Genomic DNA, 24,433 nt, shown 5'->3' on the forward strand with positions numbered 1-24,433 from the left:
CACAACCCAGCCGGCGGTGCGGCGGCCGAGCGGACGGATGACGATGCAATCCTGAGGCTAGGATTGGCGCTGCCTGAGTTTCTGCCCGACCACCTGCAGCTCGGCCCTGGACAGGCGGCCGTCACGGTCGGTGTCGAGCTTGTCGAAACCGCGCTTGAGGCGCGGCATGTCCGCCACCTCGGCACGGTCCAGGAAACCATCGCCATTGGCGTCGGCCTGCGCCAGGCGTTCGGCCAGCTGTTGCCCACTGGGCATCTGCGCCTGGGCGGCAGCGGCAACGGCGCCGGTGGCCGTGAGCATGAAGACGAGAATGCGAAGACCCAACGGCAAAGGTTTCATGGAATTCATCCGGGAGGGCGGGATGGAGAGGCGGTGCCGTCGCGACGGCGGACCGGGGGGTGACGCCCCGCGACGGCACCAGGACGGAACATCAGCGGCAGGCGATCACTTCGCCGGCGGCATTGGTGCAGGTGCTGGTATGACTCACCTGGCCGTTGCTGTAGTCGGTTGAGCCGCTATAGGTGTTGCCCTGCGGTCCGGTCGCCGTGGTGTCGCGCCCGCCCGAGTAAGTGCCGTCGGCATTCTTGGTAAACCCGCCTTCGGTGCTGACGCTGCCGCCGTTGGCCCCCTGGGCCGAGGCGCTTGCCGAACGGCTGGCGTTGCCCGTGCCGTCGCGGCTGGAGGTGGCGCTGCGGCTGGCACTGCCACCGTTGGCAGAGTCGACGTAGGCGCTGGTGCTGCGTCCGGCGCTGCCATCGGCATTGCGGTAGGCTTGCGCCTGATAGCTGGCATCGCCGCCGTTGGCGCCAGTGGCGCTGCCGGAGCGGGTGATGCTGCCGTTGCCCTGGCCATCGGTGCTGAGGGTGCGGGCACGGGCATAGCTGCCGTGGACCCCGCTGCCGGAGGCACTGGTATGGGCCTGACGCGCACCATCGATATTGCTGACCGAACGGGCGCGAGTACGCTGGCGCGCATCGGCATCATCAATGCTCGCGGCCAAGCCCGTGGTCATGACCAGCGCGGCCACCAGGACGTTGAACTTCTGAAGGTGCATGGCGAACTCCTGAGTTTGGAAGGGGCGCGGCGCAGGCAGCGTCGCGGTGCAGCCACGTTAGGCCGCCGCAGCGGCACAGGTGTTTCGGCTCTGCCAGCGGATGTTGCTGTAGCCGCCCTGCGAAACATCTGCTTACAAAGTCCACCGGCCGGGCATTTACGCGGCCTGCGCGGGACGCGATATTGCCCCGCATGAACCAGACCACCGCCAGCCTTCTGCTGGTCGACGACGACCTGCGCCTGCGCGAGCTGCTGCTGCGCTACCTGGAAGGCCAGGGCTTCACGGTCAAGGGCGTGGGCGACGGTGCACAGATGCGCCAGGCGCTGGATCGGGGCCACTTCGACCTGATCGTGCTGGACCTGATGCTGCCCGGCGAGAGCGGGCTGGAACTGTGCCGGCGCCTGCGCGGCCAGGGCGACAGCACGCCGGTGGTGATGCTCACCGCCAAGGGTGACGAGATCGACCGCATCGTCGGCCTGGAAATCGGCGCCGACGACTACCTGCCCAAGCCGGTCAATCCGCGCGAGCTGCTGGCCCGGATCCGCTCGGTCCTGCGCCGCACCCAGGCCATGCCAGGCGCGCCGCAGGCCGAGGGCGGCACGGTCAACTTCGGTCCCTGGACGCTGGACCTGGGTACCCGCCAGCTGACCCGCGCAGGCGTGCCGGTGAAGCTGACCTCGGGCGAATTCGCGGTGCTGGCGGTGCTGGTGCGCCATCCGCGCCAGCCGCTCTCGCGCGACCGGTTGATGAGCCTGGCGCGCGGGCGCGGGCACGAGGCGTTCGAGCGCAGCATGGATGTGACCATCGCGCGCCTGCGCAAGCTGCTGGAGGACGATCCGCGCAACCCGGCGATCGTGCAGACCGTGTGGGGGGTGGGCTATGTGTTCGTGCCGCCGGAGGGCCGCGCATGAGCCGCACGCGCAGCATGTTCTCCCAGCTGGTGCTGGTGATCGCACTGGTGCTGGCCGGCGCCGGTGCGCTGGCGGTGGTGCTGGGCCGCGAACTGGCCACCCGGCCGGCCGCCGAACAGCTGGCCCGGGCGATGCTGGGCTTTGCCAGCATCGCCGAGGCACTGGATCGCACCGGCTCGCACGCCCAGACCCTGCGTTACCTGCACCAGGCTGGGCTGGACGTGCGCCAGACCCCGCCGATCGCCCGGACGCCGCGGTTGGCGCCATTCCTGCGGGCGTTGCGCGACCGCGCCCAGCAGCTCGGGCCGCAGCGCGCGCTCCTGCTGGCGCGTGACGCCGGCGGCGACCGGCTGTGGATGCAGCTGCGCACCCAGCCGCAGGTGTGGGTGGCCTTCGCCGCCAAGCCGCTGCGCGGCGGGCGCCGGTTCTCGGTGGCCCTGCTGCTGGGCTGCGTGGGCCTGACCTGGCTGGGGGCGGCGTCTCTGGCGCGCCGGCTGGTCACGCCATTGCGCACGCTGGCCCACGCCGCGCCCGGCCTGGTCCAGGGCGATGCGCCGCCGCTGGGCGACATCGGCGGCCCGCGCGAGGTGCGCGAACTGGCCCATGCGCTGGAACAGGCCAGCGCCGAGGTGCGCAGCGCCGCCGACGAGCGCGCGCTGATGCTGGCCGGCATCTCGCACGACCTGCGCACGCCGCTCACGCGCGTGCAGTTCGCCGCCGAACTGCTGCCCGACACCGATCCGGAACTGCGCGCCGGCATCAGCCGCGACATCGCCGAGATCGACGCGATCCTGTCCCAGTTCATCGCCTATGCGCGCGATGGCCGTGACGAGGCGGTCGAGCCGCTGGACCTGGCCGAAGTCTGCCGGGCCGTGCTCGATGCCGCACCCGGCCACTGGGACGTGCAGTGCCCGGACACCGCGCCGCTGCGCGGCCGGCCGATCGCACTGCGGCGTGCAGTGGAGAACCTGGTGGTGAACGCGCAGCGGCACGGTGCGGCGCCGTTTTCGCTGCGCCTGGAGGCCACCGGCGATGCCTGGCAGATCACGGTCTGTGACCAGGGCGCGGGCATGACCGAAGAACAGGCGCAGCGCGCGCTGCGTGCGTTCGTGCATGACCCGGCTGCCGGCGGCAGCGGCCTGGGCCTGGCCATCGTCGCGCGGGTCGCGCGCCAGCATGGGGGTGCGCTGCAGCTGCTGCACAACACGCCGCACGGCCTGCGTGCGGTCCTGCGCCTGCGTGGCGCGTGAACTGAACGAGACTTTCGCCATGGGTGTCCGTCTTGCCTGCAGTGCCCTGCTGCTGTGCCTTCCGCTGCTGGCGTGCGCGCAATCGCGCGGCGAGCGCCTGCGCCCCCTGCTCGGCCCGCACCAGGCCGATGCCGCGCAGATCCAGTCGCTGCCCGCCGGCGCGCGGGTGCTGCGCGATGTCGCTTACGGCACCGACCCGGCGCAGCGCTACGACGTGTACGCACCGGCCAACGCACGCGGCCTGCCGATCATCGCGATCGTCCACGGCGGTGGCTGGCGCTACGGGGACAAGGACAATCCCGGCCTGGCCACGCCCAAGGCCGCGTACTGGTTGCCGCGCGGCTACGTGCTGGTCTCGATCAACTACCGCATGCTGCCCGACGCCGATCCGGCGCTGCAGGCGCGCGATGTGGCCGCCGCGATCGCGCACCTGCAGCGCCACGGCAACGAATGGGGCGGTGATCCGGCGCGCACCGTGCTGATGGGCCATTCGGCCGGCGCGCACCTGGTGGCGTTGCTGGGCGCGCGACCAAGCGCATTGACCGAGGCCGGTGCCCGGCGCCCGCGCGCGGTGGTGGCCCTGGACAGCGCGGCGATGAACGTCGAGCAGGTCATGCAGGCGCGGCACCTGCCGCTGTACGACCGCGCGTTCGGCGAGGACCCCACGGCATGGGTCGCAGTGTCGCCCTGGCACGCGCTCTCGCCGGCGTCGCTGCCGATGCTGCTGGTGTGCTCGTCGCAACGGCAGGACAGCTGCGCGCAGGCGCGTGGCCTGGCCGAGCGCGCCCGGGATTTGCACGTGCCGGTGCAGGTCCTGCCCGAAGATCTCTCGCACATGCAGATCAACCGCGAACTGGGCGCGCCTTCGGACTACACCAGCGCAGTGGATCGTTTCATTGCCGAGGCGGTGCGCTGAACGCGCAGGAGCATGCGTGCGGCGATCTCCGCCGCCGGGCTCACGGGCCGGGGCAGGGCTGGCCGCGAAAAGTCAGGCGCTGCAGCCGGGTGGGCTCCACGCACGGCGCGGCCTTCGGCCTGGCTGCCGCGGCCGCCGCCGCGGCGCGTTCGTGCTGCAGCTGGGCCAGGCGCGCCTTGATCTGCGGCATTGCCGCCAGCGCGGCCTTCTCGCCTTCCAGGATCGCGGCATGGCGCTGGGTGAAATCAACCGGCCCGATGTCGTTGACCTTGGGCCGCACCACCACCTCGGCGCGCGCCAGTTCCTGCTGGCCGGCGCGCTGGCCCATGATCGTGATCGACTGGTTGACGATCCCCAGCATGCCGCTGGGCGTGGTGCCGCTGGCCTTGCTGGAGATGTCCACGGCGATGACCAGATCCGCGCCCAGCTGCCGGGCCGCATCCACCGGCACCGGGCTGACCACGCCGCCGTCGACGTAATGCCACTTGCCGATGGCCACCGGTTCGAACACGCCCGGCACACTGGCCGAGGCGCGCACGGCCTGGCCGGTGTCGCCCTTGTTGAACAGGGTGCGCTGCCCGTCTTCCAGACGCGTGGCGACGGCGACGAAGGGTTTCTTCAGTTTCTGGATCGGCACGTTGCCCACCTGCGCATTGACGTAGTCCTGCAGCGCCCGGCCCTGGACCAGGCCGCCGGAAAACAGGCGCACGTCGCGGATCGAGGATTCATCCAGCGCCACGGCCTTGCGCTGCATCTGGAACACGTCCATGCCGCTGGCATAGAGCGCGCCGACCACGCTGCCGGCACTGGTGCCGGCGACCACATCGGGCTTGATCCCGTTGGCCTCCAGCATCTTGATCACGCCGATATGGGCAAAGCCCTTGGCCGCCCCGCCGCCCAGGGCGACGCCGACCACCACCGGCCTGGTCGTCACCGCCGGCGGCGGCACCACCGCGGTCGGCGGCGGCGTCTTGACTGGCTTGCCGCCACAGGCGGCCAGCAAGGTCGCGCAAGCGCTCAGCAGCAGGCAGGTCAAACGTGGAGCGGGCATGGGGCTGGGACGAGGCAGGACCAAAAGACGCAGCTTAGCCAGTGAATCGGGAAAACGGCACCCAACCCGGCGCCGTGGTTCGGACGGCGAGGCCGGCCATCGCGGCACGATGGCGGCCCATCGCCCTGGCGATCCGGAGTTGCTTCAAAAACTGTTGTCCCCATCCAGGATCCGACCCAGCCCGCCCAGCACCGAGCCTTCCCCGCGCGCACCACCGTTCTGCGGCGCGGCCTGCAGCATGCGCCCGGCCATGCGCGAGAACGGCAGCGACTGCAGCCAGACCTTGCCCGGGCCGGTCAGGGTGGCCAGGAACACCCCTTCGCCACCGAAGAACATGCTCTTGATGCCGGCCACCCGGCGGATGTCCATGTCCACGCCGCCGTGGTAGGCGACCACGCAGCCGGTATCGACGTCGATGCGCTCACCGGCGGCCAGCTCGCGCTCGACCACGGTGCCGCCGGCATGCACGAACACCCAGCCGTCGCCTTCGAGCTTCTGCATGATGAAACCTTCGCCGCCGAACAGGCCGGTCATGATCTTGCGCTGGAAGGCGATGCCCAGCTGCACCCCGCGCGCGCCGGCCAGGAAGCTGTCCTTCTGGCAGAGCAGGCGCCCGCCGTGCTCGGACAACTTCAGCGCGATCACCGTGCCCGGATAGGGCGCGGCGAAGGCGACCTTGGCCTTGCCCTGGCCGACGTGCGTGTAAACGGTGGTGAACAGGCTTTCGCCGGTGACCACGCGCTTGCCCGCGGCCAGCAGCTTGTCCATGAAGCCACCGCCGGTGCCGCTGGTGCGGCCATCGCCGAACACGGTGTCCATCTGCACCGAGGCGTCCTTGAACATCAGCGATCCGGCTTCGGCCACCGCGCTTTCGCCCGGATCCAGCTCCACTTCGACGAACTGCATGTCGTGGCCGACGATGCGAAACTCGATGTCATCGGCGCGCCGGCCCGCACCCGGCGGCGGCGGCATCTGCGACGGCCCAGGGCGACCGCCCAGCTCGGCCAGCGAGGCCGCCGGCTGCCAGCCGGGCAGACCCTCGCGCCAGGCCAGCGCGCCCGGGTTGCGGGCGGCGAAATCCTGCGCGGCCGCGTCATCGAAAGGGCCCGAGCGGATCTGCTCGGCGCCGGTGAGGAAATACCACTGGCTCATGACCACATCACCTGTTGTGGAAGATGCGCCGAGTCTAGCGTGCGGCCATGAACATCGCGCCCGTGCCCAAGGTCACGCTGGTCTTGTTGCCGCTGCCGTGACCGGCCGGCAGCGGCAACACCCGATCAGAAGCTCGCGCGGAACTGGGCCCCGATGATGCGCGGGTCGTTGATGAAGCCGGTCAGGTTGTCGAAGTCGATCGCACCGGTGGCACGGATCTGGTCGGTGCAGTTGCGGCAGAACACCGAGGCCTCGTACTTGCCCGCTTCCCAGCTGTAGCCGATCTTCAGGCCGCCTTCAAACAGCGGCTGGCCAACGAATTCCTTGGACCGGTACAGGAAGAAGTTGACCTCGCTGCGATAGGACCAGTCGGTGTAGAAGAACAGTTCGGCGCCATCGCCCATCGGGATGCCATAGCGGGCGTTGAGGTTTCCGATCCACTTGGCGGCCTGCGGCAGCCGGTTGCCGTCGATGTAGGCCCGGCCCTGTTCGTCGAGCGGGTCGGTCACGGTGCAGACCCAGGGCGAGCAGGTGGAAGTCGCCAGGCCCGCATCCTTGATCTCGGTATCGTTGTAGCTGCCGTTCAAGCCAAAGCGCAGGTTCTCGCTGACCAGCAGTTCAAAGTCCAGTTCGGCGCCATAGGCCTGGCTTTTCTTGGCGTTGATCAGCTGCACCGCGTTGGAGGTGCCGCCCACCGCGGTCAGCTGCTGGTCCTTGATGTCCATGCTGTAGATGTCGAAGGCCAGCCGGCCGCGGCGATCCCACAGGTCGGCCTTGATCCCCAGTTCGTAGGAATCCACGGTCTCCGGGCTGGCCACGGTCACCGGCACCCCGGGTGAAGGCGGGCCGAAGCTGGCGCCGCGGTAGCCGCGCGCGGCGCGGGCGTACAGGTTGACCGCATCGGTCAGGGCGAAGGTCGCACTGACATCGCCGGTCACCTTCGAGCCGCTGGTCTTGCCACCGACCGGCGGGGCCGAATCGCGATCCCACTGCAGGATGTCGAAGGTCTTGCGGTCATGCGTGTAGCGGATGCCCGCACGCAGGTCCAGCTGTTCGGTGGCCTGGTAGTCCAGCGAGGCAAAGGCCGCCCACGAGTTGGTCTTCTGCCGGGTCAGGTCGTAGCCGCTCAGCGCGCCGCCGCCGATGGTGTCGTAGTCGTAGGATTCGCCCTGCACATCGTCGTAGAAGTAGTACAGGCCGCCCTGCCAGTTCAGCGGGCCGTCGTAGTTGGACTGCGCGCGCAGCTCCTGGGTGAACTGGTCCAGGCTCTTGATCCCGCCGGCGGTTTCCACCGAGAACGGGATGAACCCCGGGCCATAGGGTTGGGTCGGGTCGACGAACGCACCGGCGCCGTAGCCGCCGTCGATGTCACCGCGGCTGTAGTAGTCGGAGATGCCTTCGTAGCCGGTGATCGAATGAAAGGTAATGTCGCCGGAGCTGAAGGTCAGGTTGGCACTGCCGCCATAGGTGGTCAGCTCCTGGGCATTGTGGCCGTCGATGTAGGCCTTGTCCTCGTCGAAGCCGTCGACCAGCTGATTGCTGCCCGGCCGGAAGATATTGGCGCGGAACAGGCGTGCGGTGCCGTTGAGCTTGCGTGCGTGGGCGTTGAACAGCCCTTCGAAATCATCGCTCGGCTTGAACAGCAGCTGCAGGCGCAGGGCCGCATCGTCGTAGCCTTCCAGCTCCTGGCCGGAGGCCTGGCTGGTCACCCAGTCGTCGCGGTGCTGCTGCAGCAGCGACAGGCGCGCGGCCCAGTCGCTGCTGATCGGCAGGTTGATCGCGCCTTCCACCGAGCTGGTGGCGTGGGTGCCGTAGGAGACGCTGGCATAGCCCTCGCTCGCGCCGAGCACCGGCCTGGCCGAGTTGAACTTGACCACGCCGCCGGGCGTGTTGCGGCCGAACTGGGTGCCCTGCGGGCCGCGCAGCACTTCCACGCTGGCCAGGTCGAACATCGGGAAGCCCTTGATGAAGGCATTCTCGTAGACGATGTCGTCGTACACCAATGACACCGGCTGGGAAGCGTAGGTGGTGAAGTCGGTGTTGCCATAGCCGCGGATATAGAAGCGCGGGAATACCCGTCCGTTGGAGGATTCCACGTTCAGGCTGGGCGCCTTGCCGGCCAGCACGCGCACGTCCGAGGCGCTGGTGGAGAGCGCATCCAGGTATTCCGGACGCAGCACCGTGGCCGAGACCGGCACGTCCTTGGCATCCTCACTGCGGCGGTCGGCGGTGACCTGGACCGCGTCGAGCTGGGCCACCGACGGCGCCTGCTGGGCCAGGGCGGCGGCGACAAAGGCCGCATTGATGGCAATGGCGAGGGTGCTGGTGCGTAACCTGCTGGCAGGCATGGGGAAGACTCCGGGCGTGGGGTGGAGGGGTGCTGTGCTGCAGCACTCTTAACGCAAAATACACGCCCCGCCCCGGGATGTGTCAAATACAAGACGCCCTACCCGGTCGACTTGACCCCTTCGACACCGCCGCCGTGGTCAGCCCAGCCCGATCCCCGCCTGCGCCAACGCCTGGCGCGTGGGCGCATCGCCATCCGGCGCCACCGGCCGGGTCAGATCCCACAGGAACCGCACCCGGAAGCCTTCGGCCTGCGCGTCCTGGGCGGTCCACAGCACGCACACATCGCGCGCCAGGCCGCACACATGCACCTCGGCGATGCCGCGCTCGCGCAGCCAGCCGGCCAACCCGGTGCGCGGCCGCGCACCGTTTGGACCGTGGTTCTCGCGGAAGGCGCTGTAGGAATCCACCTGCACGCCGGTGCCCTTGCGCAGGATCAGGTCGGCCGGTGTCCAGTCCACCCGCGCATCCAGCGCCGCGCCTGGCGTGCCCTGCACGCAGTGCTCGGGCCACAGCGTCTGCGGCGCACCGTGCAGGTCGATCACCTCGAATGGCGCCCGCCCGGCATGCTGGGCGGCGAAAGAGGCATGCGCACGTGGATGCCAGTCCTGGGTGGCCACCACCGTGCCGTAGTCACGCCGTTCCAGCAGCCGGGCGATGGCGGGCACGATCGCATCGCCATCGAAACACGCCAGCGCCCCGCCAGGCATGAAATCCGGCTGCAAATCGACCACGATCAGCGCGGTGTCATCGGCAAAACGGGACATGTGCATCTCCGCGGAAAACCGCTGATCCTATCGGGCGGGGCTGCGTGGAGCAGGCCGCTGCGCGCGCAACATCGTCACAGGCCTGCGCGGTATGGCCGGCATGCAGCGCAGCGGCACCACGCGCATCAGCCACCCATGCAACACCGGGCATCGCGCGCTGCGATGCCCATGCTGAGCATCAGGCGATCGAAGCGCGGTAGATCGACTCGATCGCCGCATCCAGCGCCGCGTTGAACTGCGCATCGCTTTGCTGGGCGCTGAGCCCTTCGGTGAGCGCGCGGCTGAAGCTGGCGATGATGCCGGGGTTGCGGGCCAGCCTGGCGTTGGCCTCGTCGCGGCTGTAGCCGCCGGACAGCGCCACCACCTTGAGCACGCTGGGATGGTCGACCAGCTCCTTGAAGAACCCATCGACGCTGGGCAGGGTCAGCTTGAGGATCACCGGCGTGGCCGGGTCGAGCTTGTCCAGACGCGCCAGCAGCCCTTTCTTCAGTTCGGCTTCGATGGCCTCCTTGTCGGCGGCCTTGATGTCCACCTCCGGCTCGATGATCGGCACCAGGCCGGCGTCCAGCACCTGCTGGGCCAGCTCGAACTGCTGGTCCAGCACCGCGGCGATGCCGGCGGCGTTGTTGGCCTTGATGACCGAGCGCTCCTTGGTCCCGAACACGCCCTTGGCCTTGGCCTTGGCCAGCAACGCGGCCAGGCCCGGGATCGGCTTGAGCAGCTGCACCCCGTTGGCCTCTTCTTCCAGGCCCTTGTCGATCTTCAGGAACGGCACGACCTGCTTGGTGTTCCACAGGTAATGCGCCGCTTCCTGGCCAGCGAAGGTATCGTCCAGCGTGCGCTCGAACAGGATCGCGCCAAGTACGCGCGCGCCGGTAAAGGCCGGGCTGGTGACGATACGCTCGCGCATCTGATGGACCTTGGCAAACATCTGCGCCTCATTCGAATACTCCGATTCGTCCACCCCATACAGCTTGAGCGCCTTGGGTGTGCTGCCGCCGCTCTGATCGAGCGCTGCAATGAAGCCCTGGCCGGATGCGATCTTCTCGCGCTGCTCCTGATTGATTGACACGGTCGGTTGGTCCTGTGGTGAAAAAGGGGAACCCCGAGTGTACGCAACCGCCCTGAAGCTGGCAGTCGTGGAACCGTTACCAGCTCGGATCCGCTTCACTGGCGTAAATGCGGCATGCCCACGGAAGAGGCGCGCAGCAAGCCTCCGCCCCGCATCCATCGAATCATCTGGCGATGCCGGCCACTTCCAGGTCCAGCACTTCCCCATGCAGCTCCCCATGCAGCGCAGCGCTGCTGGCAGGCCTTCGACCGGGCCTGATCGCCAGGCACGAGCGGCCATTGCCCGGAGCAGTGTCGCCGGCCGACTGACCGTCGCCCAAAGGTAGGGTGACTGCATCCGGACCTGATTTCTTCCCCCGCAAAGAAGAACCCCGCAGATCTTTCGATCTGCGGGGTTCTGGGGTAAGGCCCTGGCGATGACCTACTCTTGCATGGCTTACCCCCGCAAAGAAGAACCCCGCAGATCTTTCGATCTGCGGGGTTCTGGGGTAAGGCCCTGGCGATGACCTACTCTTGCATGGCTTAAGCCACACTACCATCGGCGCAGCTGCGTTTCACTTCCGTGTTCGGGATGGGAACGGGTGGGACCACAGCGCTAATTTCACCAGGGAGACAGTTGGAGCAGCGCACAGGGCGCCGGCTCGCGTTTGGACTTGTGACGTAGTGAGTTGGTTTTGATGCCATCGACACGTGCTGTCGAGGTTAAGCTGGTCATCGGGTTTGGCCCGAAGCCACTTGAGGTTATATGGTCAAGCCACACGGATCATTAGTATCAGTTAGCTCAATGCATTGCTGCACTTACACACCTGACCTATCAACCACCTGGTCTTGATGGTTCCTTTAGGGGACTTGTGTCCCGGGAGATCTCATCTTGAGGCGCGCTTCCCGCTTAGATGCTTTCAGCGGTTATCGCTTCCGAACATAGCTACCCGGCAGTGCCACTGGCGTGACAACCGGAACACCAGAGGTTCGTCCACTCCGGTCCTCTCGTACTAGGAGCAGCCCCTCTCAAATCTCCAACGCCCATGGCAGATAGGGACCGAACTGTCTCACGACGTTCTGAACCCAGCTCGCGTACCACTTTAAATGGCGAACAGCCATACCCTTGGGACCGACTACAGCCCCAGGATGTGATGAGCCGACATCGAGGTGCCAAACACCGCCGTCGATATGAACTCTTGGGCGGTATCAGCCTGTTATCCCCGGAGTACCTTTTATCCGTTGAGCGATGGCCCTTCCATACAGAACCACCGGATCACTAAGACCTACTTTCGTACCTGCTTGATCCGTCGATCTTGCAGTCAAGCACGCTTATGCCTTTGCACACAGTGCGCGATGTCCGACCGCGCTGAGCGTACCTTCGTGCTCCTCCGTTACTCTTTGGGAGGAGACCGCCCCAGTCAAACTACCCACCATACATGGTCCCCGATCCGGATTACGGACCTAGGTTAGAACGTCAAGCACATCAGGGTGGTATTTCAAGGTTGGCTCCGCTGCAGCTAGCGCCACAGTTTCATAGCCTCCCACCTATCCTACACAGACGAACTCAACGTTCAATGTAAAGCTATAGTAAAGGTTCACGGGGTCTTTCCGTCTTGCCACGGGAACGCTGCATCTTCACAGCGATTTCAATTTCACTGAGTCTCGGGTGGAGACAGCGCCGCTGTCGTTACGCCATTCGTGCAGGTCGGAACTTACCCGACAAGGAATTTCGCTACCTTAGGACCGTTATAGTTACGGCCGCCGTTTACTGGGGCTTCGATCAAGAGCTTCCCCCCGGTTTCCCGAGAGTGACCCCATCAATTAACCTTCCAGCACCGGGCAGGCGTCACACCCTATACGTCCACTTTCGTGTTTGCAGAGTGCTGTGTTTTTGATAAACAGTCGCAGCGGCCTGGTCACTTCGGCCTCCCCCAGCTATTCACCAGAAGAGGCGCACCTTCTCCCGAAGTTACGGTGCTATTTTGCCTAGTTCCTTCACCCGAGTTCTCTCAAGCGCCTGAGAATTCTCATCCTACCCACCTGTGTCGGTTTACGGTACGGTCTGCGTAAGCTGAAGCTTAGGAGCTTTTCCTGGAAGCGTGATATCGGCAGCTTCGCCCTCATGGGCTCGTCCTTAGTCTCAACGTTGCTCCCCCGGATTTGCCAAAGGGAACCGCCTCAACTCTCTCACCAGGACAACCAACGCCTGGCCTGCCTAACCTTCTCCGTCCCTCCATCGCACTTACGCGAGGTGCAGGAATATTAACCTGCTTCCCATCGACTACGGCTTTCGCCCTCGCCTTAGGGGCCGACTCACCCTGCGTCGATTAACGTTGCGCAAGGAAACCTTGGGCTTTCGGCGTGGGGGCTTTTCACCCCCATTATCGTTACTCATGTCAGCATTCGCACTTCCGATACCTCCAGCAGCCTTCTCAAGCCACCTTCGCAGGCCTACGGAACGCTCCTCTACCGCGCATTACTTGCGTAATGCACCCCAAGCTTCGGTTCACTGCTTAGCCCCGTTAAATCTTCCGCGCAGACCGACTCGACCAGTGAGCTATTACGCTTTCTTTAAAGGATGGCTGCTTCTAAGCCAACCTCCTGGCTGTCTGTGCCTTTCCACATCGTTTTCCACTCAGCAGTGAATTTGGGACCTTAGCTGTGGGTCTGGGTTGTTTCCCTTTTCACGACGGACGTTAGCACCCGCCGTGTGTCTCCCATACAGTCCGTCTTGGTATTCGGAGTTTGCAATGGTTTGCTAATCCGCGATGGACCGCTAGCCATAACAGTGCTCTACCCCCAAGAGGATACATATGAGGCGCTACCTAAATAGCTTTCGAGGAGAACCAGCTATCTCCGGGTTCGATTAGCTTTTCACTCCTAATCACAGCTCATCCCCGTCTTTTGCAACAGACGTGGGTTCGGGCCTCCAGTACCTGTTACGGCACCTTCACCCTGGCCATGACTAGATCACCCGGTTTCGGGTCTACTGCCCGCGACTATGCGCCCTTATCAGACTCGGTTTCCCTTCGCCTCCCCTATACGGTTAAGCTTGCCACGAACAGTAAGTCGCTGACCCATTATACAAAAGGTACGCAGTCACTCCTTGCGGAGCTCCTACTGCTTGTACGCACACGGTTTCAGGATCTATTTCACTCCCCTCTCCGGGGTTCTTTTCGCCTTTCCCTCACGGTACTGGTTCACTATCGGTCGGTCAGGAGTATTTAGCCTTGGAGGATGGTCCCCCCATGTTCAGACAGGGTTTCTCGTGCCCCGCCCTACTCGATTTCACTGATATGGCCCTTTCAAATACAGGGCTGTCACCTTCTCTGGCCAGTCTTTCCAGACTGTTCCTCTAAAGCCATATCAGCTTAAGGGCTGTTCCCCGTTCGCTCGTCACTACTCAGGGAATCTCGGTTGATTTCTTTTCCTCCGGGTACTTAGATATTTCAGTTCCCCGGGTTCGCTTCCAGCAGCTATGGATTCACTGCAGGATACTGCCGAAGCAGTGGGTTTCCCCATTCGGACATTACGGGATCAATGCTTGTTGCCAGCTCCCCCGTACTTTTCGCAGGCTGCCACGTCCTTCATCGCCTCTGACCGCCTAGGCATCCACCGTGTGCGCTTATTCGCTTGACCATATAACCCCAAGTTGCCTCAGGGCCATACGCCATGTCCCAGGGGTACAAAGCCTGGTCCACGAATATAACCACTCAATTTCTTAGGGACTTTTCGTCCCCGCCTTAGCCTCAACGACACGTGTTTAGATGATCATCTAAAACGCTCGCTACGTCACAAGTTGTTAAAGAACAAGGGTCAGGCCTCAACGCCTGACACTCAAACCTTGAATCATTCGTATGCGCAATCAAACATCCAGAGTGGTGGGTCTAGGAGGACTCGAACCACCGACCTCGCCCTTATCAGGGGCGCGCTCTAACCACCTGAGCTACAGACCCAAAAAGATTTCCTTCCCCACCACGCAGCACAGGCGCGCGATGGGCTGCGAGAACCTCGCATGGTGTGCCAGATGGTGGAGCCTGTCGGGATCGAACCGACGACCCCCTGCTTGCAAAGCAGGTGCTCTCCCAGCTGAGCTAAGGCCCCGTAACGGGACTTGCCTGATCAATCGGATCGATCAGAAACTCTGGATGCAGGTTACTTGTGTGGACGCCTACAAGAAGCGCTTGTCATGCTCAAAAGGAGGTGATCCAGCCGCACCTTCCGATACGGCTACCTTGTTACGACTTCACCCCAGTCATCGGCCACACCGTGGCAAGCGCCCTCCTTGCGGTTAAGCTACCTGCTTCTGGTGCAACAAACTCCCATGGTGTGACGGGCGGTGTGTACAAGGCCCGGGAACGTATTCACCGCAGCAATGCTGATCTGCGATTACTAGCGATTCCGACTTCATGGAGTCGAGTTGCAGACTCCAATCCGGACTGAGATCAGGTTTCTGGGATTGGCTCACCGTCGCCGGCTTGCAGCCCTCTGTCCTGACCATTGTAGTACGTGTGTAGCCCTGGTCGTAAGGGCCATGATGACTTGACGTCATCCCCACCTTCCTCCGGTTTGTCACCGGCGGTCTCCTTAGAGTTCCCACCTTTACGTGCTGGCAACTAAGGACAAGGGTTGCGCTCGTTGCGGGACTTAACCCAACATCTCACGACACGAGCTGACGACAGCCATGCAGCACCTGTCTCACGGTTCCCGAAGGCACCAATCCATCTCTGGAAAGTTCCGTGGATGTCAAGACCAGGTAAGGTTCTTCGCGTTGCATCGAATTAAACCACATACTCCACCGCTTGTGCGGGCCCCCGTCAATTCCTTTGAGTTTCAGTCTTGCGACCGTACTCCCCAGGCGGCGAACTTAACGCGTTAGCTTCGATACTGGGTTCCAAGTTGAACCCAACATCCAGTTCGCATCGTTTAGGGCGTGGACTACCAGGGTATCTAATCCTGTTTGCTCCCCACGCTTTCGTGCCTCAGTGTCAGTGTTGGCCCAGATAGTCGCCTTCGCCACAGATGTTCCTTCCGATCTCTACGCATTTCACTGCTACACCGGAAATTCCACTATCCTCTACCACACTCTAGTGATCCAGTATCCACTGCAATTCCCAGGTTGAGCCCAGGGCTTTCACAACGGACTTAAACCACCACCTACGCACGCTTTACGCCCAGTAATTCCGAGTAACGCTTGCACCCTTCGTATTACCGCGGCTGCTGGCACGAAGTTAGCCGGTGCTTATTCTTTGGGTACCGTCAGAACACCCGGGTATTAACCGAATGCTTTTCTTTCCCAACAAAAGGGCTTTACAACCCGAAGGCCTTCTTCACCCACGCGGTATGGCTGGATCAGGCTTGCGCCCATTGTCCAATATTCCCCACTGCTGCCTCCCGTAGGAGTCTGGACCGTGTCTCAGTTCCAGTGTGGCTGATCATCCTCTCAGACCAGCTACGGATCGTCGCCTTGGTGAGCCATTACCTCACCAACTAGCTAATCCGACATCGGCTCATCTATCAGCGCCAGGCCATTGCTGGTCCCCGGCTTTCCCCCGAAGGGCGTATGCGGTATTAGCGTAAGTTTCCCTACGTTATCCCCCACCAAAAGGTAGATTCCGATGTATTCCTCACCCGTCCGCCACTCGCCACCCGTAAGAGCAAGCTCCTACTGTGCTGCCGTTCGACTTGCATGTGTTAGGCCTACCGCCAGCGTTCACTCTGAGCCAGGATCAAACTCTTCACTTAAAACTTTCATTGCCTTGCGGCAAAAGCCTTGAATGCAGATGTCCAACCCAAGCTACGTATCGCTTGCATTTCTACAATCTCTATGTGCTTGTATAAGTCATCTGCAAGATGGACAGCTCGTCCTTCCTGCAGGCGCCCACACAAGTCACCTGCGCATACTGTCAAAGAACTCGAAGTCGGCCTCAGCGCCTCCCCCGTCATCACTGCAACCTATCGCTGCAGCGAGCCGCCCATTATAGGGCCATTTCCAGGTCCGTCAACACCTCGCCAACAGGCCCTTCGTACCACCACCTCGACCGCCCGGCCCAAACCGCTGAACCGTCACCGCCGAAGCGAGCCGCCCATTATGCAGGCCTTCGAACATCGGTCAAGCACTTCGTGCAAAGCCGCCGACCAACCCCACCTCCAGCCTCACCAGCAGAACCGGTGCCGCAGAAGCGGGGGCGAATTATGCAGGCTTCAAGTCGTTGGTCAAGCACTTGCGGAAGCGGTGGCTACCGGTCCTCCCACTTGAAGCGAAGGCTGCCGAGCGTTGTTTGATGCAGGCCACTTCGGCACCAGGTTGCGGCATTTGCCTCGGTGCGGCAGTAACGCCCTTGGCTGCCCTCGGCAAGCGCACAGCTGGTGAGGCGGGTTTCCGTACACCCTGGAACAGGCAGCAGACTTCAGCAGCAGAGGTTGGACCGGCAGGACGCGACGGGCCGATACTGGTCACCCTTCCTTCCAAGCCACGGCCATGTCCCGGCCTTCCACCCCTGGCCTGGGTGCCCGCCAGGCACCTGCCTGCGATGTCGCTTGCGGCGCCGAGCTGCCGCTGCCGATGGCGCGCATTCGCCTGGCCCTGTTCCTGGCAGGTTTTGCGACCTTCTCGCTGCTGTATTGCGTGCAGCCGCTGCTGCCGGAGTTTGCGCGCAGCTTCGGGGTGAGCGCGGCGGCCAGTTCGCTGCCGCTGTCGCTGGCCACCGGTGGCCTGGCGATCGCGATCTTCTGCGCCGGCGCGGTCTCGGAGAACCTGGGCCGGCGCGGGCTGATGTTCGGCTCGATCGCGCTGGCGGCGCTGCTCAACGGCATCGCCGCCTTCCTCCCGCACTGGGAGTCGCTGGTGGTCGTGCGGGCGCTGTCGGGGGTGGCCCTGGGCGGCGTGCCGGCGGTGGCGATGGTCTACCTGGCCGAGGAATTGCCCGCACACCGGCTTGGCGCGGCCACCGGCCTGTACGTGGGCGGCAATGCCTTCGGCGGGATGATGGGCCGGATCGGGATGAGCTTTCTGACCGACCATTTCGACTGGCGCACCGCGATGGCGGTGCTGAGCGGCTTCGACCTGCTGGTGGCGATCGGTTTCGTGCTGCTGCTGCCGCCTTCGCGGCATTTCGTGCGCAAGGCCGGAGTGAACCTGCGCTTCCACCTGCGGGCCTGGGGCGGGCACCTGCGCGACCGGCAGCTGCCCTGGCTGTTCTCGATCCCGTTCCTGCTGATGGGCACCTTCGTCAGCGTCTACAACTATGCCGGGTTCCGCCTGGGCGGGCCGGAGTTTGGCCTGAGCCAGAGCCAGATCGGCCTGATCTTCAGCGCGTACGTGTTCGGGATCGTGTCCTCGTCGGTGGCCGGCGCGGCTTCGGATCGCTTCGGCCGCGGGCCGGTGGTGCTGGCCGGGATCGGCTGCGCCCTTGCTGGGGTCCTGGCGACGCTGAGCCATGCACTGCCGGTGGTGGTGGCCGGCATCGTGCTGCTGACCATCGGCTTCTTCATCGCGCACTCGGCCGCCAGCGCCTGGGTTGGCCGGCTCGGCCGGGCCAGCAAGAGCCACGCGGCCTCGCTGTACCTGCTGGCGTACTACGTGGGCTCCAGCGTGGTCGGCTCGGTCAGCGGCTGGTTCTGGGAACACGGCGGCTGGGGGGCGCTGGTGGTGTTCTGCGTGGTGCTGCTGATGCTCGCGCTGGTTGCCGCCCAGGTCCTGCGCCGTGGTGCCGACGATACCCGGCCCTACGGCCGCTTCGGTCCACAGCCGGCGCGCGGCGAGTGAGCATGCAGATGCAGTGCCTGGGCCATCTGCGGCCGAACCTCGTCGGGAGCGTGGCCAGCGGTGATTTCCATGCCCGTGGAAGGGCAGCGGGCGGCGCGTTCGTCACGGAGGCCGCGGCGTGAGTACGCCGGCGCAGCTGCAGGATTTCGTCGAACGGCACGAGCGGATCTTCGTGCTCACCGGCGCCGGCTGCAGCACCGATTCGGGCATTGCGGACTATCGCGATGCCGATGGCCAGTGGAAGCGCGCCCAGCCGGTGACCTACCAGGCCTTCATGGGCGAACACGCCACGCGCCAGCGCTACTGGGCGCGCAGCCTGGTCGGCTGGCCGCGCTTGCTGGCGGCGCGTCCCAATGGCGTGCACCACGCGCTGGCGGCGCTGGAAGCGCGCGGGCAGACCTCGCTGCTGCTGACCCAGAACGTGGATCGCCTGCACCAGGCCGCCGGCAACCGCCAGGTCGTGGACCTGCACGGGCGGCTGGACCTGGTGCGCTGCATGGACTGCGAACGGCGCACGCCGCGCGCGGACTTCCAGGCCGAGCTGGTCGCGCGCAATCCCGGCTGGGACACGCTGGATGCCGGCATCGCCCCGGACGGCGACGCAGACCTGGAGGCCGATTTCGATGCCTTCCATGTTCCGGCCTGCACGCACTGTGGCGGCATCGTCAAACCCGACGTCGTGTACTTCGGCGAGCACGTGCCGCGCGAGCGCGTGCAGGCCGCCCAGCACGCGCTGGAGACCAGCGATGCGCTGCTGGTGGTGGGTTCGTCGCTGATGGTCTATTCGGGGTTTCGCTTCGCCCAGTGGGCGCACAAGGCCGGCAAGCCGATCGCGGCCCTGAACCACGGCCGCACCCGTGCCGACGCGCTGTTGACGCTCAAGGTGCAGCACGACTGCGCCCAGGCGCTGGCCTTCCTGCTTGCGCCACCGCCGCGCGCGCAGGATGTGGGGCGTGAGGATTCGCAGCGCGCTTCGTGACGCAGTGATCCACCGATCCGGTTGAGCGGGCCGCCGGCAACCGCTGCAATGGCGGTCTCGACCGCCACCCGGATTCCCCGTGAGCCAGCTGTTCTCCCCCATCGCCCTGGGACCTGTGTCCCTGCCCAACCGGATCGTGATCGCGCCGATGTGCCAGTACTCGGCCGATGAAGGTCGCGCCACCGCCTGGCACGCGCAGCACCTGGGCAGCCTGGCCCAGTCCAGCGCCGGCCTGCTGATCCTGGAAGCCACCGCGGTGGAACCGCGCGGGCGCATTTCCTGGGCCGATCTGGGCCTGTGGGACCAGGCCACCGAAGACGCGCTGAAGGCCGTGGTCGATGGCATCCGTGCCTGGTCGCCGATGCCGCTGGGCATCCAGCTGGCCCATGCCGGACGCAAGGCCTCCACCCACAAGCCGTGGGAACACGGCGGCTCGGCCATCGCGCCTGGGCAGGAACACGGCTGGCAGACCGTCTCGTCCAGCAACCGTCCGTTCAACGCGGGCGACCCGCCGCCGCAGGCGCTGGACCAGGCCGGCATCGAGGCGGTGATCGCCGCCTTCGCCGACAGCGCGCGCCGTGCGCACCGGCTCGGCTTCGAGGTCATCGAGCTGCATGGCGCGCACGGCTACCTGTTGCACCAGTTCCTCTCGCCGCTGAGCAACGACCGCAGTGATGGTTATGGCGGCGTCCTGGAAAACCGCCTGCGCCTGCCGCTGCAGGTGTTCGATGCGGTGCGTGCGGCGATACCGGACAGCGTGGCCGTCGGCATGCGCATCTCGGCCAGCGACTGGGTCGACGGTGGCTGGGACGTGGCCCAGAGCATCGCCCTGGCCCAGGCGCTGGAAGCACGCGGCTGCAGCTATCTGCACGTCTCCAGCGGCGGCCTGGATCCGCGCCAGCAGATCAAGCTGGAAGCCGGCTACCAGGTACCCTTCGCCAGCCAGATCAAGGCCCGGCTGACGACCATGCCGGTGATCGCGGTCGGCCTGATTACCGAGCCCGACCATGCCGAGCGCATCGTCGCCGAGGGCAAGGCCGATGCGGTGGCCATCGCCCGCGGCATCCTCTACGACCCGCGCTGGCCCTGGCATGCCGCCGCGGAACTGGGCGCCACCGTGCGCGTCTCGCCGCAGTACCTGCGCTGCCAGCCGTACGGTGCCAAGGGATTGTTTGGCTGACGGGGGTCCAGGCCAGGGCCCTGACCAAGGCCAGCGCGCGTCAGACCGGGGCGGGCGTCAAGTGGCCCACGCTTACGTGCAACGCCGCTTGAGCCTGGGCCGGTGCTGCGGCTAAGGTGCAGGCGCGCGCCACAGGTGTGGGCGGCACGGTGTCAACGGAGGGCACGATGCAGGCTGGTTCCAGGCAATCCGCGCATGCGCCTTGCTGGCGCGGGAGTGACTCATGAGCGCACCGGCACCGGCGCAGCCGCATTCGTCCGAGCTCATCGGCCCGGACCATCCCGAACACCCGGAGCATCGGCTGTACCAGCAGATCGCCCGCGGCGTGCACCGGCTTGATGCCGAGGTCGGTCGCACCCCGGACCAGGCCAGCGCGCGCATGATCGCCCGACTGTTGCCGCTGGCCCGCGAGAAGGGTTTCCGCCGGGTGGACCACGTGGTGCTCAGCCGCCACATCGGCCTGGTCGAACAGGGCGAGAACGTGTTCCTGGTCCAGGGCAGGCTTGACGATCCGGCCCACAAGCGCGCCTTCATCAGCACCGACGAGGCCACGGCCACGCCGGTGGCCGATTCGCTGGAGCGGCTCGAGGCAGTCAACGCGCAGCGCCGACGTCGACGCAGGTCCGGCGCCCAACACGACGACGACTGAAACCATCGTCCCGCAGCGGCCGCAGGGTTGCGTAAGATGCCGGCCCCATGCGCCGCGACCACATCCTCACCCTCTCCTGCCCGGACCGCACCGGGATCGTCTACCGCGTCAGCGGCCTGCTGTTCGAGGCCGGCTGCAACATCCTGGATGCGCAGCAGTTTGGTGATGCCGATAGCGGGCGGTTCTTCCTGCGCGTGCATTTTGATGTGCCGCCGGCACTGGAGGCGCAGGCGCTGCGCGCGCACTTTACGCCGCTGGCTGCGGAATTTGCGATGGACTGGCAGATCCACGACGCCCACGCCAGGGCGCGGCTGCTGGTGCTGGTGAGCAAACACGGCCATTGCCTCAACGACCTGCTGTTCCGTGCCCACAGCAGGCAATTGAACGTGGACATTGCCGCGGTCGCCTCCAACCATCCCGACTTCGGCCCGCTCAGCCAGTCCTACGGCGTGCCGTTCCATCACCTGCCGGTGGATGCCTCCAACCGCGCGCAGCAGGAGCAGGCCATCATCGACCTGGTCGAAGGCGAGCGCATCGACCTGGTGGTGCTGGCGCGCTACATGCAGATCCTCTCGCCGGCGCTGTGCACTGCCCTGGCCGGGCGCGCGATCAACATCCATCACAGCTTCCTGCCCAGCTTCAAGGGCGCCCAGCCCTACCACCAGGCGCACGCGCGCGGGGTCAAGATCATTGGCGCGACCGCGCACTACGTGACCGCGGACCTGGACGAGGGCCCGATCATCGAGCAGGACGTGGCCCACGTGAACCACGCCATGACCCCGCGCGACCTGATCCGCCTGGGCAGCGACATCGAGTCGGTGGTGCTCGCGCGCGCGGTGCGCCGCCATGTCGAGCACCGCATCCTGCGCAACGGCCACCGCACCGTGGTGTTTCGCTGATGGGCCCGTGGCTGGGCCTGGTGCTGGTCGCGCTGGCGCTGGGCCTGGTGCTGGCGCTGGTGGCGGTGGGCGTCAAGCTGCTGCTGGAAAAACGCAGGCGCTGAGCCGGATTGCAGTTGCCGCGCGCCGGTGCGCTGGTCGATGCGCAAGCGCTAGCAGCCTGTCGGGCTTTGGTGGTCGAGGCGAGAATTCGGCTGTGCGAGGTCAGATTTTCGACGGTTCGCCGGCCCATAGTGGTGCTATGGGCCAAGAAGCGGCGGAAAGATGGACCGCACAGGCGGATTCGCAGCCCGGCCGACCACAGTCCGACAGGCTGCTAGGCTGGTGTTTCCACAGACGATGCGGGAGGTCACATGAGCGAGCCGGTCTATCACGTGGTGGGCAGCTACCTGTCGCCGTACGTGCGCAAGGTGCTGGTGTGCCTGGGCCACAAGGGCCTGCGCTACGCCATCGACCCGATTGCGCCGTTCCTGGGCGGCGATGAATTCGAAAAGCTCAGCCCGCTGCGGCGCGTGCCGGTGCTGGTCGACGGGGCGCGGGTGATCAACGATTCCAGCGTGATCTGCCAGTACCTGGAAGACCGTCACCTCACCCCGTCGCTGTATCCGGCCGACATCGGCCAACGCGCGCAGGCGCGCTGGCTGGAGGAATACGCCGATGCGCGCCTGGGCGAGGTCATCATCGCCAGGATGTTCTATCAGCGCGGGCCCAAGCGCTTCCTGTTCAAGGAGGAAGTGGACGCGGCGTCCTTCAACCGCGCCCGCGACGTGGAACTGCCCGGTTGCCTGGACTGGCTGGAACCGCAGATGCCGCAGGAAGGCTATTTGCTCGGCGCGCTGTCGATCGCCGACATCGCCATCGCCAGTTTCTTCCGCAATGCTGCGTTGGTGCGTTTCGAAGTCGACGCCGCCCGCTGGCCGCGCACTGCGGCCTGGCTGCAGCGCATGTTCGCCCTGCCCGAGTTCGCGCGCCTGGCCAGGATCGAAGACACCATCGCCCGGGTGCCGCTGCCGGAACAGGCGCAGGTGCTGCGCGCGCTGGGCGAACCGGTCACCGAAGCAACCCTGGGCACCACCACTGCGCGCAAGGGCGTGATGCGCCTGGATTGAGCGGGCGTGCGGCGGATTTTCCCGGCTCGCGCGTGCGTCCGGGCCCGCCGGCGTCGGACCCGATGACTTGGGCCCGGCGGGGAGCCGGGCGCGGACGATGGCCCGGCTGGAAGACAGCCTGGGCGCGCGTGAGCTGCAGCTCACGCGCGCGCAATGCGCACGGCTGGACGATACCCGCATGGGTGCGGCACCGTTTTCCGCAGGACGCGCCACGTGCGCCGCTGGCGCCTGGCAACCTGTTTGCCACCATGCGGCTGCAGCCGCCCCCTGATCCCGTTTTGCCGCCAAGGAGTATCGACATGAAAACCCGCACACTGGGCCGCACCGGCCCGAGCGTTTCGGCCATCGGCCTGGGCTGCATGGGCATGAGCCACGCCTACGGCCACTACGACGACACCGAATCGCTGGCCACGCTGGACCGCGCGCTGGAGCTGGGCATCAACTTCTGGGACACCGCCGACATCTACGGCCCGCACACCAACGAGCAGCTGCTCGGCCGCGCGCTGCGGGGCCGACGCGAGCAGGTGTTTTTGGCGACCAAGTTCGGCTTCGTCGCCAACAGCGGCCAGTTCGGCAGCGCGCAGGGACCAAAGGTGAATGGCTCGCCGGCATACGTGCGCCAGGCGGCGCAGGCCAGCCTGCAGCGTCTGGGCACCGACCACATCGACCTGTATTACCTGCATCGGCTGGACCCGGCCACACCGATCGAAGACACGGTCGGGGCGATGGCGCGGCTGGTCGAGGAAGGCAAGGTCCGCTACCTGGGCCTGTCCGAGGTTTCGGCCCAGACCCTGCGCCGCGCCCATGCGGTGCATCCGATCACCGCGCTGCAGAGCGAGTACTCGCTGTGGACGCGCGAACTGGAAACCAATGGCGTGCTCGATGCGGTACGCGAGCTTGGCATCGGCCTGGTGCCGTTCTCGCCGCTGGGCCGTGGCTTCCTGACCGGCACGATCACCGCCCAGGACGACCTGGAGGAAGGCGATTTCCGCCGCAGCAACCCGCGCTTCCAGGGCCAGGCGCTGCAGGCCAACCTGCGCCTGGCCGAGACCGTGAAGGCGGTCGCGGCCGAGCTGGGCGCCACCCCGGCGCAGGTCGCGCTGGCCTGGGTGCTGGCCCAAGGTGAGCACGTGGTCCCGATCCCTGGCACCAAGCGGCGCAAGTACCTGGAAGACAACGCCGGCGCGGTCGCGCTCACACTCCCGGCCGATGTGCTGGCCAGGCTCGAGGCAGTCTTCCAGCCCGATGTGGCCGGCCCGCGCTATGGCGCCACCGAACTGGCGCTGGTGGACCGCGGCCGGTAGCGCCCGCAGTCTGCAGCGTCGGTCGAAGGCCGATCATGCGGGGCG

At 65.8% G+C, this 24,433-nt stretch carries 17 protein-coding genes, 2 tRNA genes and 3 rRNA genes; 10 read left to right on the plus strand and 12 right to left on the minus strand.

Annotated elements, in window-relative coordinates:
• Window positions 1-57: 57 nt before the first annotated feature.
• Together DSC_RS15340 and DSC_RS15345 are read right to left on the minus strand one after the other, a co-directional pair.
• A complete protein-coding gene (locus tag DSC_RS15340) occupies window positions 58-339 on the minus strand; it encodes an EF-hand domain-containing protein (protein ID WP_238527657.1) in 282 nt (93 codons plus the stop codon).
• Between the two features lie 91 nt (window positions 340-430).
• The gene (locus DSC_RS15345; RefSeq protein WP_014162125.1) at window positions 431-1,054 is read right to left on the minus strand and encodes a hypothetical protein; all 624 of its coding nucleotides are present in this window, start codon (window positions 1,052-1,054) and stop codon (window positions 431-433) included.
• Between the two features lie 191 nt (window positions 1,055-1,245).
• Between DSC_RS15345 and ompR the strand changes: the two genes are divergently transcribed.
• The 3 genes from ompR to DSC_RS15360 are packed head-to-tail and all read left to right on the plus strand — an operon-like array spanning window position 1,246 to window position 4,131.
• Window positions 1,246-1,965 (plus strand): osmolarity response regulator transcription factor OmpR, encoded by a 720-nt coding sequence (ompR, locus tag DSC_RS15350; protein ID WP_014162126.1) that lies wholly within the window; start codon window positions 1,246-1,248, stop codon window positions 1,963-1,965.
• Window positions 1,962-3,215: an ATP-binding protein gene (locus DSC_RS15355; RefSeq protein ID WP_014162127.1), complete on the plus strand. Its 1,254-nt coding sequence runs from the start codon at window positions 1,962-1,964 to the stop codon at window positions 3,213-3,215. The genes ompR and DSC_RS15355 overlap by 4 nt, the downstream gene beginning before the upstream one ends.
• A 19-nt stretch (window positions 3,216-3,234) precedes the next feature.
• A complete protein-coding gene (locus DSC_RS15360; RefSeq protein WP_043291518.1) occupies window positions 3,235-4,131 on the plus strand; it encodes an alpha/beta hydrolase in 897 nt (298 codons plus the stop codon).
• Window positions 4,132-4,171: 40 nt separating this feature from the next.
• Here DSC_RS15360 and DSC_RS15365 read toward each other — a convergent pair whose 3' ends face one another.
• The 10 genes from DSC_RS15365 to DSC_RS15410 form a co-directional block, all read right to left on the minus strand.
• On the minus strand, window positions 4,172-5,182 hold the full coding sequence (locus DSC_RS15365) for a patatin-like phospholipase family protein (RefSeq protein ID WP_043290789.1): 1,011 nt from the start codon (window positions 5,180-5,182) through the stop codon (window positions 4,172-4,174).
• Window positions 5,183-5,326: 144 nt separating this feature from the next.
• Window positions 5,327-6,334, minus strand: coding sequence for a TIGR00266 family protein (locus DSC_RS15370; RefSeq protein WP_014162130.1), 1,008 nt, complete (start codon window positions 6,332-6,334; stop codon window positions 5,327-5,329).
• A gap of 125 nt (window positions 6,335-6,459) precedes the next feature.
• Window positions 6,460-8,682 (minus strand): TonB-dependent receptor, encoded by a 2,223-nt coding sequence (locus DSC_RS15375; RefSeq protein WP_014162131.1) that lies wholly within the window; start codon window positions 8,680-8,682, stop codon window positions 6,460-6,462.
• A 138-nt stretch (window positions 8,683-8,820) separates the two neighbouring features.
• On the minus strand, window positions 8,821-9,447 hold the full coding sequence (locus DSC_RS15380; RefSeq protein WP_148268160.1) for a nicotinamidase: 627 nt from the start codon (window positions 9,445-9,447) through the stop codon (window positions 8,821-8,823).
• A 178-nt stretch (window positions 9,448-9,625) separates the two neighbouring features.
• Window positions 9,626-10,519: a fructose bisphosphate aldolase gene (locus DSC_RS15385; RefSeq protein ID WP_014162133.1), complete on the minus strand. Its 894-nt coding sequence runs from the start codon at window positions 10,517-10,519 to the stop codon at window positions 9,626-9,628.
• 493 nt (window positions 10,520-11,012) lie between these two features.
• Window positions 11,013-11,127: ribosomal RNA gene (gene rrf, locus DSC_RS15390) — 5S ribosomal RNA — on the minus strand.
• Between the two features lie 136 nt (window positions 11,128-11,263).
• Window positions 11,264-14,139, minus strand: a 23S ribosomal RNA gene (locus tag DSC_RS15395).
• Window positions 14,140-14,379: 240 nt separating this feature from the next.
• Window positions 14,380-14,456, minus strand: a tRNA-Ile gene (locus DSC_RS15400).
• 72 nt (window positions 14,457-14,528) lie between these two features.
• Window positions 14,529-14,604, minus strand: a tRNA-Ala gene (locus DSC_RS15405).
• Window positions 14,605-14,696: 92 nt separating this feature from the next.
• Window positions 14,697-16,245, minus strand: a 16S ribosomal RNA gene (locus DSC_RS15410).
• Together the 16S, 23S and 5S rRNA genes with 2 tRNA genes alongside form the textbook arrangement of a ribosomal RNA operon.
• Before the next feature lie 820 nt (window positions 16,246-17,065).
• Here DSC_RS15410 and DSC_RS15415 point away from each other — a divergent pair.
• From DSC_RS15415 to DSC_RS15445, 7 genes are all read left to right on the plus strand, one after another.
• Window positions 17,066-18,268 carry an MFS transporter gene (locus DSC_RS15415; protein ID WP_043291521.1) on the plus strand — a complete coding sequence of 401 codons (1,203 nt, stop codon included), beginning with the start codon at window positions 17,066-17,068 and terminating at the stop codon, window positions 18,266-18,268.
• Between the two features lie 118 nt (window positions 18,269-18,386).
• A complete protein-coding gene (locus DSC_RS15420; protein WP_014162136.1) occupies window positions 18,387-19,247 on the plus strand; it encodes an NAD-dependent protein deacetylase in 861 nt (286 codons plus the stop codon).
• A gap of 79 nt (window positions 19,248-19,326) precedes the next feature.
• Window positions 19,327-20,427 (plus strand): NADH:flavin oxidoreductase/NADH oxidase, encoded by a 1,101-nt coding sequence (locus DSC_RS15425; RefSeq protein ID WP_014162137.1) that lies wholly within the window; start codon window positions 19,327-19,329, stop codon window positions 20,425-20,427.
• Between the two features lie 223 nt (window positions 20,428-20,650).
• The gene (locus tag DSC_RS15430) at window positions 20,651-21,076 is read left to right on the plus strand and encodes an XVIPCD domain-containing protein (RefSeq protein ID WP_014162138.1); all 426 of its coding nucleotides are present in this window, start codon (window positions 20,651-20,653) and stop codon (window positions 21,074-21,076) included.
• A gap of 47 nt (window positions 21,077-21,123) precedes the next feature.
• On the plus strand, window positions 21,124-21,975 hold the full coding sequence (gene purU / locus DSC_RS15435; protein WP_014162139.1) for a formyltetrahydrofolate deformylase: 852 nt from the start codon (window positions 21,124-21,126) through the stop codon (window positions 21,973-21,975).
• 353 nt (window positions 21,976-22,328) lie between these two features.
• Entirely contained in the window at window positions 22,329-23,084 is a 756-nt protein-coding gene (locus DSC_RS15440; protein ID WP_014162141.1) for a glutathione S-transferase family protein, read from the plus strand.
• A gap of 299 nt (window positions 23,085-23,383) precedes the next feature.
• A complete protein-coding gene (locus DSC_RS15445; protein WP_014162142.1) occupies window positions 23,384-24,388 on the plus strand; it encodes an aldo/keto reductase in 1,005 nt (334 codons plus the stop codon).
• Window positions 24,389-24,433: the final 45 nt, after the last annotated feature.

The organism is Pseudoxanthomonas spadix BD-a59 (assembly GCF_000233915.3).
Taxonomy (GTDB): domain Bacteria; phylum Pseudomonadota; class Gammaproteobacteria; order Xanthomonadales; family Xanthomonadaceae; genus Pseudoxanthomonas_A; species Pseudoxanthomonas_A spadix.